Origin of the sequence: Rhodococcus sp. 05-2256-B1 (assembly GCF_002258465.1) — a bacterium.
GTDB classification, from domain to species: Bacteria; Actinomycetota; Actinomycetes; order Mycobacteriales; family Mycobacteriaceae; genus Rhodococcoides; species Rhodococcoides fascians.
The window spans coordinates 512,199-524,511 of sequence record NZ_NOZA01000017.1 but is presented as its reverse complement, the minus strand read 5'-3'; the positions used below and the strand labels follow the sequence as shown (position 1 = coordinate 524,511).

Below are 12,313 nucleotides of genomic sequence, written 5' to 3'. Positions count from 1 at the left end.
GCGAGACATTTGCTGGTACAACGTCTCTCGCTCCGAAAGGCACCCATGCCCGCAATTCTGTTCGGCTCCATCAGCACTCTCGTCGACACCTCCGAGCTACAGCGACGCTCGTTCAACGAGGCCTTCGCCGCCCACAATCTGAACTGGAACTGGTCGCAGGACGACTACCGGTCCATGCTCGGATCGAACGGCGGTGCCGACCGCATCAGCGAATACGCGTCGAGCACCGGAACCGAGGTGGACGCGGCCGCAGTGCACGCCACCAAGTCCGAGATCTTCCAGCGATTGATCGGCGAATCCGACGTCAAGACGCGACCGGGCGTGGCCGACACGATCGACTCCGCGAAAGCGAACGGGTTGAAGGTCGGCTTCGTGACCACGACCTCGCGAGAGAACATCGACGCACTGCTCGCTGCCCTGTCTCCCGAGCTCACCGCCGATTCGTTCGACATCATCGTCGACGCCTCCTCGGTCGACGCAGGCAAGCCCGACCCCGCGTCGTACGAATTTGCCTTGAAGACGTTGGGCGAGAACGCGTCCGACAGTGTGGCCATCGAGGACAACGCCGGTGGAGTGCAGGCGGCAGCGGCAGCGGGCGTCACCTGTGTCGCGTTCCCGAACGAGAACACTGCCGGTACCGATTTCGGCTCGGCCACCGACACCGTCGATGCACTCGATCCCGAGCGCGTCCGCGCCCTGATTTCAGCCTGAGCGGAGCCTGCGGAGTGAGCATTTTGCCTGACCCTTCATACATCTCAGGAGCAACAAGTGAGTAATCTTCAGGCCCAGGTCGTCGCCGGCGACAGATCGTTTCGTGTCGAGGGATACGAGCGGATCGAATACGACTTGATCTACGTCGACGGAGTGTTCGCGATCGAGAACACCGAATTGGCCGACAGCTACCGTCCGTACGGGCGCGCCCTGATGGTTGTCGACGAATCGGTGCACGCCATCTACGGCGACCGGATCGGTGCATACTTCGATCACCACGGTATCGCCCTGACAGTGGTGCCGGTGCACATTGCGGAGACCGCGAAATCACTGGAGACGTTCGAGCGCATCGTCGGCGAGTTCGACGCGTTCGGTCTCGTGCGAACCGAGCCGGTCCTCGTGGTGGGTGGTGGATTGACCACGGACGTAGCCGGTTTCGCGTGCGCGAGTTACCGCCGAAACACTCCCTACATCCGCATTCCCACCACGTTGATCGGCCTGATCGATGCGAGCGTCTCGATCAAGGTGGCCGTCAACTACGGCAAGCACAAGAATCGTTTGGGGGCCTACCACGCCTCACAGAAGGTGCTGTTGGACTTCTCCTTCCTCGGCACATTGCCCGAGGATCAGGTCCGCAACGGGATGGCGGAGCTCATCAAGATCTCCGTGGTCGGCAACCTCGAGATCTTCGAGTTGCTCGAGCAGTACGGCCCGGAACTGCTACGCACCCGGTTCGGCCACCTCGACGGAACTCCTGAGTTGCGTTCGGTCGCAGACCGTTTGACGTACTCGGCAATCGCGACGATGCTCGAGCTCGAGGCACCCAACCTGCACGAGATCGACCTCGACCGAGTCATTGCATTCGGGCACACGTGGAGTCCCACGCTCGAGCTCACGCCGCCCGCGCCGTTCTTTCACGGCCACGCGATCAACATCGACATGGCCCTGTCGACGACGGTCGCCGAACAACGCGGCCACCTGTCGACGGCTGATAGAGACCGCGTGCTCGGAGTCATGAGCAGCATCGGACTGGCATTGGACAGCCCGTACCTGACACCCGAGTTGCTCACCGAGGCAACAGCATCCATCCTCAAGACTCGGGACGGGATTCTGCGTGCCGCGGTGCCCGACCCGATCGGCACCTGCCGCTTCCTCAACGACCTGGAACCTCGCGAACTGGCCGACGTCCTGTCGTTGCACAAGAAGATCTGTCTGGACTTCCCACGGGCGGGCGAGGGTCTCGACATGTTCACCGCACCCACGCCGTGACCGATGCAGCCATGACGCCGCGTCCGGTCACCCCGACGACGATCCTGGCGCGCGAGCTCAGCGAGATAGCCGCGCTACTCGACGCCGACGCCGGGGTGACCGACGAGCTGACCACCCGTATTCATCGGGCCCGCGATCTCGCCGCGGGACTCGACCCGTATCTCGACACCTGCACCACCTCCGAATCTGCGGCACTGGCCACGTTGGCGTCGCGGACCCGCTCTGCGGATTGGGGATCACGCGACGTGGTCTCCGGTTCCGGGCCCCTGGAGATGGAAATGCTCTCCGGCCATGTGGAGGGACGTTTCCTGGCGTTTCTCGTGCACATGACGCGGGCGACTCGGGTGCTCGAGATCGGTATGTTCACCGGTTACTCGGCGTTGGCCATGGCCGAGGCGCTGCCCGCGGGCGGCGAGGTCGTCGCCTGCGAGGTGGATCCGTACGTGGCCGAGTTCGCGCAGTCCTGCTTCGCGGAATCGACTGCAGGATCTGCCATCTCGGTGCAGGTAGGGCCTGCGCTGGATACTCTGCACGGGCTCGACGGGACGTTCGATCTGGTGTTCGTCGACGCCGACAAGAGCGGATACCGCGGGTACGTGGAGTACCTGCTCGAGAGCGATCTGCTCTCCGACGGTGCCGTGATCGCCGTCGACAACACCCTGTTGCAGGGTCAGCCCTACGCTCCGCAGCCGAACGAGAACGGCCGGGCCATCGCCGAGTTCAACGACTATGTCGCGAACGACCCTCGCGTGGAGCAAGTTCTGATTCCGTTGCGCGACGGTGTGACACTGATCCGGCGCACATGATCCGCACCGTTGCGGCGCTGATCGGCCTCACGGTCACCCTCCCCGTCGACCTCGCGGCGGTCGGGGTGGCCGCGCTGCGCGGTACCCGGCCCGTCGCCCATCGAACCGATTCGCCCAGAACGATTCTGATCAGTGGCGGCAAGATGACCAAAGCCTTGCAACTCGCACGGTCCTTCCATCTCGCCGGCCATCGGGTGATCCTCGTGGAATCGACGAAGTACCGCTGGACCGGACATCGTTTCTCCCGCGCTGTCGACCGTTTCCATTGCATTCCCGACCCGGGTGATTCGGGATATGCGCAGGCTCTGCTGGACATCGTGCGCCGCGAGGGCGTCGACGTCTTCGTGCCCGTGGCAAGCCCGGCCGCGAGTATTCACGACGCCGACGCGCGTGCACTCCTCGATGCGCACTGCGAGGTGATCCACGGCGACGCGGATACCGTACGGATGGTCGACGACAAGTCCCGATTCTCCGAGCACGCAGCGTCATTGGGACTCCGGGTTCCCGACTTCAAGCGCATCACCGACCCCGCCCAGATCGACGAATTCGACTTCGCGCCGGGCCGTGAGTACATCCTCAAGCGGATCTCGTACAACCCGGTCGGCCGAATGGATCTGACGCGGTTGACGGCGCACACGCCGGAACGCAACTCCTCGTTCGCCCGGAGCCTGCACATCACCGAGAACGACCCGTGGATCCTGCAGGAATTCATCGCCGGACAGGAGTACTGCACGCACGGCACGGTGCGCGAGGGTCGCCTGCAGGTGTACGGCTGCTGCGTGTCGTCCGCCTTCCAGGTCAACTACGAGATGGTGGACAAGCCCGAAATCCTGCGCTGGGTCGAGACATTCGTCTCCTCGCTCGACACCACCGGGCAGCTGTCGTTCGACTTCATCGAGTCCGCCGCCGACGGCCGGATCTACGCCATCGAATGCAACCCGCGCACCCACTCGGCCATCACGATGTTCTACGACCACCCCGACCTGGCTGCCGCGTACCTCGACGACGGTCACCCGATGACCGTGCCGCGTGCGACGGCCCGGCCGACGTACTGGATCTACCACGAGCTGTGGCGTCTGATCACCGAGGGTGATCGAGTATCTCGGCTCCGCACCATCTTTCGAGGCAAGGACGCCATCCTCACCGGTTGGGATCCCCTGCCGTATCTGTTGGTACATCATCTTCAGATTCCGTCGTTGCTGATCCGGAACCTCCGCGAGCGGCGTGGCTGGTCCCGAATCGATTTCAACATCGGCAAACTCGTGGAAAACGGAGGCGACTGATGACGTTGTCTGTCGTGGTGCTCGTCGGGTCCTCGGTGGACCGCTTTCACAGTGACCTCTCTCGGGTCTACGCCGGCGGCTTCCTGGATGCGCTCGGCACGAACCCGGCGTACAGCTTCGAGATCGCATTCGTCTCCCCGGGCGGCCTCTGGAGTTTTCCCACCGGTCTCGAGGATTCGAGTATCGCTGCGGCGCAGCAGATGCCGTTGGCACAGGCGGTGGAGCTCATCGCGGCGCGCGACTTCGACGTCATGGTTCCGCAGATGTTCTGCATGCCGGGTATGACGACGTACCGCAGCCTGTTCGACCTACTGGGCGTGCCCTACCCTGGCAACGGTCCGGACCTCATGGCGTTGACGGCGAACAAGGCCCGCGCCCGCGCCGTCGTCGCGGCAGCCGGCGTGGGTGTTCCCGACGGCGTGGTCGTCCGATCCGCCGACGACGTGATGGACCTCGCCCTGCCGGTCGTGGTCAAGCCCGTGGATTCGGACAACTCGATGGGTGTCTCGCTGGTCCACGGGTCCGACGGGCTGGCACCCGCGATTCGAGAGGCTCTGACGTATTCGCCTGCTGCACTGGTGGAGACGTACGTCCCACTGGGTCGTGAAGTTCGGTGCGGGATCATCGTCCGAGATGGCGAACTCGTGTGCTTGCCCCTCGAGGAGTACGCCGTCGACTCCGTCCGCAGTAGTGCGGACAAGCTGAATCGCACATCCGACGGCGATCTCTACCTGGTGGCGAAAGAGCAGACCAGAGCCTGGACGGTCGACGTCACGGATCCGATCACCGAAAAAGTCTGGGCAGCAGCACGATCGAGTCACATCGCACTGGGATGTCGGCACTACGGCCTGTTCGACTTTCGCATCGACCCGGACGGCGAGCCGTGGTTTCTCGAAGCCAGCCTCTACTGCTCCTATTCGCCGTCCAGCGTGTTGGCGGTGATGGCCGCAGCCGCGGGCATCACCGTCGAAGAATTGTTCGCATTCGCGCTCGAAGAACTGCCGGTGAAGGAGTCGTCGTCATGACGTTGGGAATCGAGATGGCCGATCTGAACTTGGAATCGGTTTCAATAGAGCAACTTCGAGAGCTCCTCGCCGAACACGGGGTGTTGATCCTGCCGAACCAGCCCGTCGACGATCAGCGCTTCCTGGCGTTCCTGCGCCGATTCGGAGAGTTGATATTCACCGAAGGCGAGACGCCTGTTCCCGACTGTCCGGATCTGAACGTCATCAGCAACGTCGGCCGTTCCACGCCGCCGAAGTCCACGTTCCACGTCGACACCACCTACATTCCGAATCCTCCCGCCTACACCGCGTTACGCGCGGTCGAAGTTCCCGCGGCCGGCGGCAGTACGTTGTTCAGCGACCAATACGCCGCATACGAGACGCTTCCAGCGGAAGTGAAGGAGCGTTTGGCCGGGCGCACGGTGACGCACCGAGTGACCGGCGTGGCGTCGGATTCCGATTCTTCCGCCGACCATCCACTCTTCGCCGTTCACCCGATATCGGGACGCACCGCGCTGTCGCTGTCCGCGCCCGCTCGCTGTGTCGCGATCAGCGGACTGACCGAAGACGAAGCACGAGACACCGTTCGCTACCTCGTGGAGCATTCCACGAGGGAGGACAACCTGCTGCGGCACAACTGGTCCCCCGACGACATGGTGATGTGGGACAACAGGTGTGTGATGCACCGCGCGGATCACAGCGGGGTGGTCGGCAACCGGGTGATGCACCGCGGGATGGTGGCGAGCACCCACCCGACTGCCTCTGTGTGACCGATGACTCAAAGATTTGCCGCCGCGGCGAACGCCCGGAGAATCGAGTCATGACTTCCCCCTTGGCGATCAGCCGCGAAACAGCCGTCGGCGCCGAAGCTCGTCTGTCCTGGATCCTGTCCGGGCTGGCAGGCATGGTGGGTGCGGTCGCGTTCCTGCATTCCGCCGGCTACTTCGTGACCTTCATGACCGGCAACACCGAACGAGCCGTCGTCGGACACTTCGGCCATCCGGAGGGCAAGGAGGTGGCACCGGGGGCGTCACCCTGGGCCGCATTGGCCCTCATGGCCGCGTTTCTCGGCGGCGTGATCGTCTCGTCGATCTGTCGGCGCCGCTACTGGTCCAACCACCCCCATGGAGCGACGGTGTTGACCACCGTTGCGCTGGGAGCGGCGGGTCTGATCGACATCGCCGTCTCCGGGTGGTCGTCGGCAAACGTGAACTTCTACCCGATCCTCCTCGTCGCCTTCGCGCTGGGCGCGTTGAACACCGCGTTCACGAAGAAGGAGGAGACGTACATCCCGCTCAGTTACGTCACCGGAACGGTGGTCAAGCTCGGCCAGGGAATCGAGCGTCACCTCTTCGGCGGCGGAACACACTACGACTGGCTCTGCTACGCAACGCTTCTGGGCTCCTTCGCGGCGGGAGGTGCTGTCGGTGCGTTCATCGGCGTCGTGATCACCGGGCCGCAGGTGCTACTGCTCACTGCGCTCATCAGCTTCGGTGCAACGATCTTCACGTTCACCCACACCGAACGGAACTCGTTGCTCGGCTGATCGGTGGCTGATCGGCTAATCGGTGACCATCGGGGATGCGCCGACGATCGTGCGCAGCATTCGGTCGACGACGGGACGTGGCAGCCGCGATCCGATCAGCACCTGCCTCCCCACGAGACCCTCGATCATGACGACGAGCATCTCCGCATCCCCCTGGGGGTCTTCGGATTCCAACGACGCGACTATCCACTGGGTGTACGCGACGAACGCGGCCCGCTGAGAGTCGAACAGATCGCGGATTTCCCGATCGTGTTGCGCTTCACCGAGCAGGATGCTGCGCGCGATCACTCTTTTCGTTGCTTCTCCGGTGGTCATCGCCTCGATGAAGTCGATGATGCGGTTCACGACGATGTCCACGGTGACTGGTTTGACGTCGACCAGACCACCGAAGGTCGCGCCGGCAGTGTCGTAGTCGCGGGCGAACAACAGCTCGAGCGCCAGGTGCAACAGTCGTCCGCGAGTGGGCGCGTGGTAGTTGACCGACCCGGGGCTCAATCCTGCTGCAGCGTCGACCGCCCGGTGCGTCAAGCCGCGAAAACCTTGCGTTGCCAACACTTCGATTGCTGCCGCGGCGATTTCGTCGCGCCGACGCACTCTCGACTCGTCGTCCTTGGGACGGGCAGGACTCATACCACGGAGTCTAGTGCCCCACCATTGACAGTCGCCGAAGTCACGTCGTAGTCTCAACCGATGTTGAGGAACCCCGCCCGATGAGCCGCGGCCCGTCGCGACGACAAATGATGGTGGGTGCCGCCGCGGCTGCGGCCACGGCTGTGTTCGGCCCCGCAGCACGAGCGGTCGCAGCTCCCGGCACCGGTTCGAGCGAACACTGCGGCGAGCGGTATCAGGGCTACCGCGACATCGACCGAGGACGGCCCTATGCCCATTTCTTCGCCGCACGGACGACACCGGCACCGGCCGTCGTGACCGACGCAGTCGGCGGGCCGCCGATAGCGCCCGAGTGGGTCCCGCACTTCGATTCCATCACAACCGATCTCGCGCCGACGGGATATTCGGCGATCGAAACCGGCTACGGACGACGCGCCGACGGCATGACGTTCGTGGCGGTGCGCACCGCGATGCCCCGGGTCACGGCAGCGATGTGGGATTGGTGGTTCGGTTGGCATTCCGCCGAGGCGGCCCGCTACAAACTGTGGCACCCCGATGCCCACCTCCACGCCGCACTCGCCGAGGACCGGACGGCCCACGCGATTCCGGACAAGGCGAAGTACATCGGCAACACATCGTTCGTGGACGAGTACGTCGGCCCGAAGCTTCAGCAGCTGGGTATCGGCTTCCGTGACCCTGTTGCACACGGTTTCGACGTTCCCCCAGACCAGACGGTCGTCTTCGGCCGAGTGGGAAGTTCCATCGCACCGGTGGATCTGGGCTGGCTCGCCCATCAGGTTCGGCCGGTGCAGGGCGGTGCCGAGATGCGCAGCCGGTTCTATCTGAACCTACGGGGATTGCACGTTCCCGATCCGAAGCAGGCCGTGTGCGCAGTTCGCCGGGGTGCGTCCGTGGATCCGGGCGACCTCGTTCTCGGACTCGACCTCGCCCGAGATCTGCTGCTGCACTGCGGACAGGAGATGAACCACCTCGCAGGGTTTCTGCCGGAGCTGCACGCAGAGTTCGGCGGTTGATCCGTCCACGAGGGGCAGCTAGTGGCCCAAGAATACTTTCGCCAGCACGATGAGAGCCGCGACGGCGGCAGTGGCGAGCCCGATCACCAGGGCCCGAAACGTCGGACGGTTCCCGCGAATTCGTTCCGTGACAATCGGTATGGTGGCGATTCGTACGACGATCACCGCACCGGCCAGTAGTTCGGCCCATTGCGCCGGAAGCACCGACAGCCACCCGAGCGCCAGCATGGCCGCCGGAAACGTCCCGGAGCTCAGAATGGGGACTGCATCCCGGAATTCCTCGATGGCCTCGAACGTGCGCTGTTCGTCCGTCGCATCACCGTGCGCCTCCGGTATCTGGCTCCCGGCGACGAAATCTGCGAACACATGCGCGAGAAAGGTCGTTGCCGCAGTGGCCGCTACGAGAACAGCCGCCGTCCCGTGCCCGATGGAACTCGGCGTGGAGGCGGCAACCGCGGCGAGGACCAGGATGTTGCCGTAGATGTACGCCGAGAGCCTCCTGGCCGCCCGAACGGGCGTCAAGGGGCCGTCGGACCGGGTGACCAACCGACGGTAGAGATGTGTGCCGCCGGGGCGGTGTCCGGGATCGGTCATGCTGCAGATCGTCGCACGTGGCGGGCGATCGGTCGACGAATCATCCCTGCTGGTCGGCCAACCACTGCCGAATATCGTCCGTGACGGGCTCGACCATGTCGTCGTACTCGTGATGTTCGCCGACGAACGCGGCCACCAACGGACAGATCGGGACGGCGTGCTTGTTCTCGGAACGCGTCGCGTCGAGCGCGTGTCGAACGACGATCGTGGCCAGACCACGTCCGCCGTAGGCCGCATCCACTTCGGTGTGGAAGAAGACGCGCCTGCCCTGCTCGTCGTCGGCGAACTCGGTGAAGCCGACCTGTGTGCCCTCGACCGAAATCGTGAACCTGTCTGCCTGCTGGGCGATCTCGACTTCGGCACCGGTTTTGTCGACCGTCATCGACGCTCCCCTTCTCTCGATGGCACGCCCCAGTCGGTTGGGTACGCGGTCGGGTCAGCCTACCCAGCTGTACACCGAAACCCAGTCCAGCAACAGATGCCCGTTGCTGTTTCCGGTGCCGTTGGTCTCGGTCTGCAGTTCCCAGCGCATCGGACCCGAGGGAACCCACTTGGTGCTGTCCAGAACCACGGTGTCGTCGAGGATGTAGCGAACGCGGCCCGGCGACCACTCGATGGTGTACGTGTGCCAATCGGTGAAGTTCGCGCCGATGTTCCGAGCGACGTCCTGGCAGCCGCCGACGCACGAACCGGCACCCGAGTAGTGATGGAAGCCGCCGACCTGCCCCGCGAGACTTCCTTCGGGGAAGTCCATTTCGCCGTCCGCAGGCCATCTTTCGGACTGCGGCCACAGCAGCCATGCAACGTAGTACTCGGCCAGAGTTGCCGAATCGACCTTGAATCGCGCTGTGTATCTTCCGTATGTCTGGTTCTGCCCGGCCGCGTTGATCACCGGTGAGACGCTGGCACCGGCCGGGACACCGTCGACATTGTGCAATCCGTAATCGAGCAGGCCGTCGTGCGTGGACAGCACGGCGTCCGCTCGGTACGGGCGCTTCTGATAGGTGTCCTTGTAGCACTTGGGGTATGTGCGCCACTGCTGATTCTGCGCACCGACGTAGACGATCTTGGTGGGATCGCAGTCGTTGGCCCAACTGCCGACGGCGGAAGGCTTCGCGAAGTCGTCGACGAAGATCTGCTTCCAACCGGGTAGGTCGCCCACCGGCGCTGCCACCCCGCTGGGAGTGGTGGACGGAGTGGTCGGTGGCGCCGTGGGCGGCGTCGTCGTGGGCGGTGTCGTCGGAAACGGCGTGGTCGCGGTGATCCACTTCTGAGCAGCAGACCCGTTGCATTTCGCCAACACCGGTCGGTTTCCGTTGACCTCACGCGAATTCTGAATGCACAGGCCGGTCTTCTGCAGCAACGAGATCGAGCCGTCCCCACGGATCGACCATTGCTGCGCGGGCTTGCCGTTGCACGCCCACGTCGTCAACGCGACGCCGGCCGCCGCGTAGCCCGATGCCGGCGACAAGCATCGGCCCTGCACTCGAATCGTGGCGTCCTCGGTACCGGTCCACGTCTGCGCGCCGGTACCGTTGCAATCCCAGATCTGGACGGGATTGTTCTGTCCGGTGAGACCGCCCTTGTTGTCCAGGCAGAACCCTGCGGGCGTCTTGATCTGTCCCGAGGTGGCGGCCGCGGCCTGTGGCGCGTGAACTACGAGAGCCGAAAGTAATACGGTGGTTCCGAGCGTCACCAAGGAACGCTTCAGAACAGCACGGCCCGAAACAGTCATGGTTTCATCCTTCGAGAGACCGAACATCGCATTGGATACACGGCGGATAAATACAATTGATTGCCGGCATCTCGAATCATAGGGATGATTCAGACATTGCGCAGTGAATTCGCATTCGCCCTGAAACGCCTGCTCAGAGGCGTAATTGAAAGAAATACGACCGGTACGAATTAGCGATTAAATATTAAACTAGTTGCTCCGGATCGAAAATCTATTCACGCGAATCGAATTGTCGAGCAAATCATGCATCTGGACTTTTTAGGACGTCATATCGATCATTTCGCTGGCAAACGAGCGCATCGCCAGCCCCGTGCAGGATCCGGCGCGACAATTCGAGGGACGGTGCGCACAGCATCGCGGCTTCCCGAGCACCGGGTCTGGAAAGCGGCACCGAACACCCTCTGTACGGTGGAGCGAAGGACCTCGACCGCGCATCACAAGGGAAAGGAACTTCATGGATCGGCCACAGAGGCTGGAGAAAGACCCGAACAAAGGCTTCGTAGCGCTGTTGGGCTGGAGTTTGGCCGCAGTGGAAGCCCTGGACGCGTTCGATCGACGCTACGTCGTCGTCGCGCCAGAGTGGGCCGAGGCGTACTGCACCGAGCATGACATTCCGTACCTACCGTGGAACTTCGAGCGACTCAACGACAGGTCGCTCGAGATCGCGGAGACTCTCCGAGACAAAGGCGTCGATGTAGCGATACCGCTGTACGAGGAGACAGTCGAGTGGGCCGGTGCCATCAATTCCGTGCTGCTGGGCAATCCGAGGTTGTTCGGCCAGGCGATGCTGCTCCGAGACAAGGCACTGATGAAGCGCCGCGCACAGCTCGGTGGCATTCGTGTCGGCATCTTCGAGGAAGCACACGATCGTGAGGACGTCATCCGCTTTCTGCGTCGGGTGAACCAGACGCTGCTCAAACTCGACGGCGACCCGAACGACCCCATCCACCTCAAGGCCTTCGACAAGGCAGGATGCCTGGGCCACCGCGTCATTCGGACCCCCGACGAAGTCGACTCCATCCCGGACGAGGAGTTCCCGGTACTGATGGAGTCGCATCTCGACGGCTGGGAGTTCGCTGTCGAGGCGTGGATCCACAACGGAAAGATCAAGTTCCTCAACATCTCCGAGTACGTCACGCTCGGGTATTCGGTGTTCGTCCCCGCGACGCCGGAGCTCGAGAAGTACCGCGAGCAGATCACGGTTCAGATCGAGAAGCTCATCAAAGCGTTCGACATCGAGTTCGGGTTCATCCATCCCGAGTATTTCGTCACCAGCGACGGCGAGATGTACTTCGGCGAGGTTGCCTACCGCCCACCAGGTTTCAAGGTGTTCGAGCTACTCGAGCGGGCGTACGGCTTCAACGCGTACCAGGGCCTGGCTCTCGCCTTCGACCCGAAGACCACCGAAGAAGAAATCGACGCCTTCTTCCCGCGCGAGGTAGTCGATGCCACCGGTCACGCGGGATGCTTCGGGGTGTACCCACGGCGACGCGTCGTGAGCGATCTCGTCATCCCCGACGTGACTGCCGACGACGACTACTACGAGACCAACGACCTGTCGGCACCGGTCGAGGAAACCGTCACCAAGAGAACGGCTTTCGGTACCCACTGGGGCTTGCTGTACTTCTTCGGCGATGATCCGTACCGGATGCGCGACCTGCTCAAGCAACAGGAAGAACTGGACTTCTACGTGTGAAGCAGCAACTCGGCAACGACCACGAA

The 12,313-nt window shown here is 63.3% G+C and carries 13 protein-coding genes; 9 read left to right on the top strand and 4 right to left on the bottom strand.

What is annotated here, in order from left to right; genetic code table 11:
- Window positions 1-45: 45 nt before the first annotated feature.
- From CH285_RS10750 to CH285_RS10720, 7 genes are read left to right on the top strand one after another with little or no spacing between them, the layout of a single operon-like run.
- Window positions 46-711, top strand: coding sequence for an HAD-IA family hydrolase (locus CH285_RS10750; protein ID WP_032374847.1), 666 nt, complete (start codon window positions 46-48; stop codon window positions 709-711).
- Between the two features lie 57 nt (window positions 712-768).
- Window positions 769-1,980, top strand: a complete 1,212-nt coding sequence (locus CH285_RS10745; RefSeq protein ID WP_032374848.1) for a sedoheptulose 7-phosphate cyclase — start codon at window positions 769-771, stop codon at window positions 1,978-1,980.
- Window positions 1,977-2,786 carry an O-methyltransferase gene (locus CH285_RS10740; protein WP_230592884.1) on the top strand — a complete coding sequence of 270 codons (810 nt, stop codon included), beginning with the start codon at window positions 1,977-1,979 and terminating at the stop codon, window positions 2,784-2,786. Before CH285_RS10745 ends, CH285_RS10740 begins: the two co-directional genes overlap by 4 nt.
- Window positions 2,783-4,069 (top strand): ATP-grasp enzyme, encoded by a 1,287-nt coding sequence (locus CH285_RS10735; protein WP_032389083.1) that lies wholly within the window; start codon window positions 2,783-2,785, stop codon window positions 4,067-4,069. Before CH285_RS10740 ends, CH285_RS10735 begins: the two co-directional genes overlap by 4 nt.
- Complete coding sequence (locus CH285_RS10730; protein ID WP_027495746.1) at window positions 4,069-5,094, top strand: D-alanine--D-alanine ligase family protein; 1,026 nt, start codon at window positions 4,069-4,071, stop codon at window positions 5,092-5,094. The genes CH285_RS10735 and CH285_RS10730 overlap by 1 nt, the downstream gene beginning before the upstream one ends.
- Window positions 5,091-5,843 carry a TauD/TfdA dioxygenase family protein gene (locus CH285_RS10725; RefSeq protein WP_032389084.1) on the top strand — a complete coding sequence of 251 codons (753 nt, stop codon included), beginning with the start codon at window positions 5,091-5,093 and terminating at the stop codon, window positions 5,841-5,843. Before CH285_RS10730 ends, CH285_RS10725 begins: the two co-directional genes overlap by 4 nt.
- Window positions 5,844-5,893: 50 nt before the next feature.
- Entirely contained in the window at window positions 5,894-6,619 is a 726-nt protein-coding gene (locus CH285_RS10720; RefSeq protein WP_045842079.1) for a YoaK family protein, read from the top strand.
- Between the two features lie 15 nt (window positions 6,620-6,634).
- Here the strand turns inward: CH285_RS10720 and CH285_RS10715 are convergent, their stop codons facing one another.
- On the bottom strand, window positions 6,635-7,249 hold the full coding sequence (locus CH285_RS10715; protein WP_217900716.1) for a TetR/AcrR family transcriptional regulator: 615 nt from the start codon (window positions 7,247-7,249) through the stop codon (window positions 6,635-6,637).
- An 80-nt stretch (window positions 7,250-7,329) separates the two neighbouring features.
- Between CH285_RS10715 and CH285_RS10710 the strand changes: the two genes are divergently transcribed.
- Complete coding sequence (locus CH285_RS10710; protein ID WP_255032519.1) at window positions 7,330-8,262, top strand: DAPG hydrolase family protein; 933 nt, start codon at window positions 7,330-7,332, stop codon at window positions 8,260-8,262.
- 18 nt (window positions 8,263-8,280) lie between these two features.
- Here the strand turns inward: CH285_RS10710 and CH285_RS10705 are convergent, their stop codons facing one another.
- The 3 genes from CH285_RS10705 to CH285_RS10695 are packed head-to-tail and all read right to left on the bottom strand — an operon-like array spanning window position 8,281 to window position 10,591.
- Window positions 8,281-8,856: a hypothetical protein gene (locus tag CH285_RS10705; protein WP_052053454.1), complete on the bottom strand. Its 576-nt coding sequence runs from the start codon at window positions 8,854-8,856 to the stop codon at window positions 8,281-8,283.
- A 40-nt stretch (window positions 8,857-8,896) separates the two neighbouring features.
- On the bottom strand, window positions 8,897-9,238 hold the full coding sequence (locus CH285_RS10700; protein ID WP_032366803.1) for a GNAT family N-acetyltransferase: 342 nt from the start codon (window positions 9,236-9,238) through the stop codon (window positions 8,897-8,899).
- 54 nt (window positions 9,239-9,292) lie between these two features.
- Window positions 9,293-10,591 (bottom strand): glycoside hydrolase family 16 protein, encoded by a 1,299-nt coding sequence (locus CH285_RS10695; protein ID WP_094643541.1) that lies wholly within the window; start codon window positions 10,589-10,591, stop codon window positions 9,293-9,295.
- Window positions 10,592-11,045: 454 nt separating this feature from the next.
- On the opposite strand from CH285_RS10695, the gene CH285_RS10690 reads away from it, so the two are divergent.
- Window positions 11,046-12,287, top strand: coding sequence for an ATP-grasp domain-containing protein (locus CH285_RS10690; RefSeq protein ID WP_027495739.1), 1,242 nt, complete (start codon window positions 11,046-11,048; stop codon window positions 12,285-12,287).
- The last annotated feature ends 26 nt before the right edge of the window (window positions 12,288-12,313 follow it).

Coding starts and splice junctions, on each gene's coding strand:
- CH285_RS10750 (WP_032374847.1), top strand. CDS start 46: ATGCCCGCAATTCTGTTCGGCTCCATCAGCACTCTCGTCGACACCTCC.
- CH285_RS10735 (WP_032389083.1), top strand. CDS start 2,783: ATGATCCGCACCGTTGCGGCGCTGATCGGCCTCACGGTCACCCTCCCC.
- CH285_RS10730 (WP_027495746.1), top strand. CDS start 4,069: ATGACGTTGTCTGTCGTGGTGCTCGTCGGGTCCTCGGTGGACCGCTTT.
- CH285_RS10725 (WP_032389084.1), top strand. CDS start 5,091: ATGACGTTGGGAATCGAGATGGCCGATCTGAACTTGGAATCGGTTTCA.
- CH285_RS10720 (WP_045842079.1), top strand. CDS start 5,894: ATGACTTCCCCCTTGGCGATCAGCCGCGAAACAGCCGTCGGCGCCGAA.
- CH285_RS10715 (WP_217900716.1), bottom strand. CDS start 7,249: ATGAGTCCTGCCCGTCCCAAGGACGACGAGTCGAGAGTGCGTCGGCGC.
- CH285_RS10710 (WP_255032519.1), top strand. CDS start 7,330: ATGAGCCGCGGCCCGTCGCGACGACAAATGATGGTGGGTGCCGCCGCG.
- CH285_RS10705 (WP_052053454.1), bottom strand. CDS start 8,856: ATGACCGATCCCGGACACCGCCCCGGCGGCACACATCTCTACCGTCGG.
- CH285_RS10700 (WP_032366803.1), bottom strand. CDS start 9,238: ATGACGGTCGACAAAACCGGTGCCGAAGTCGAGATCGCCCAGCAGGCA.
- CH285_RS10695 (WP_094643541.1), bottom strand. CDS start 10,591: ATGACTGTTTCGGGCCGTGCTGTTCTGAAGCGTTCCTTGGTGACGCTC.
- CH285_RS10690 (WP_027495739.1), top strand. CDS start 11,046: ATGGATCGGCCACAGAGGCTGGAGAAAGACCCGAACAAAGGCTTCGTA.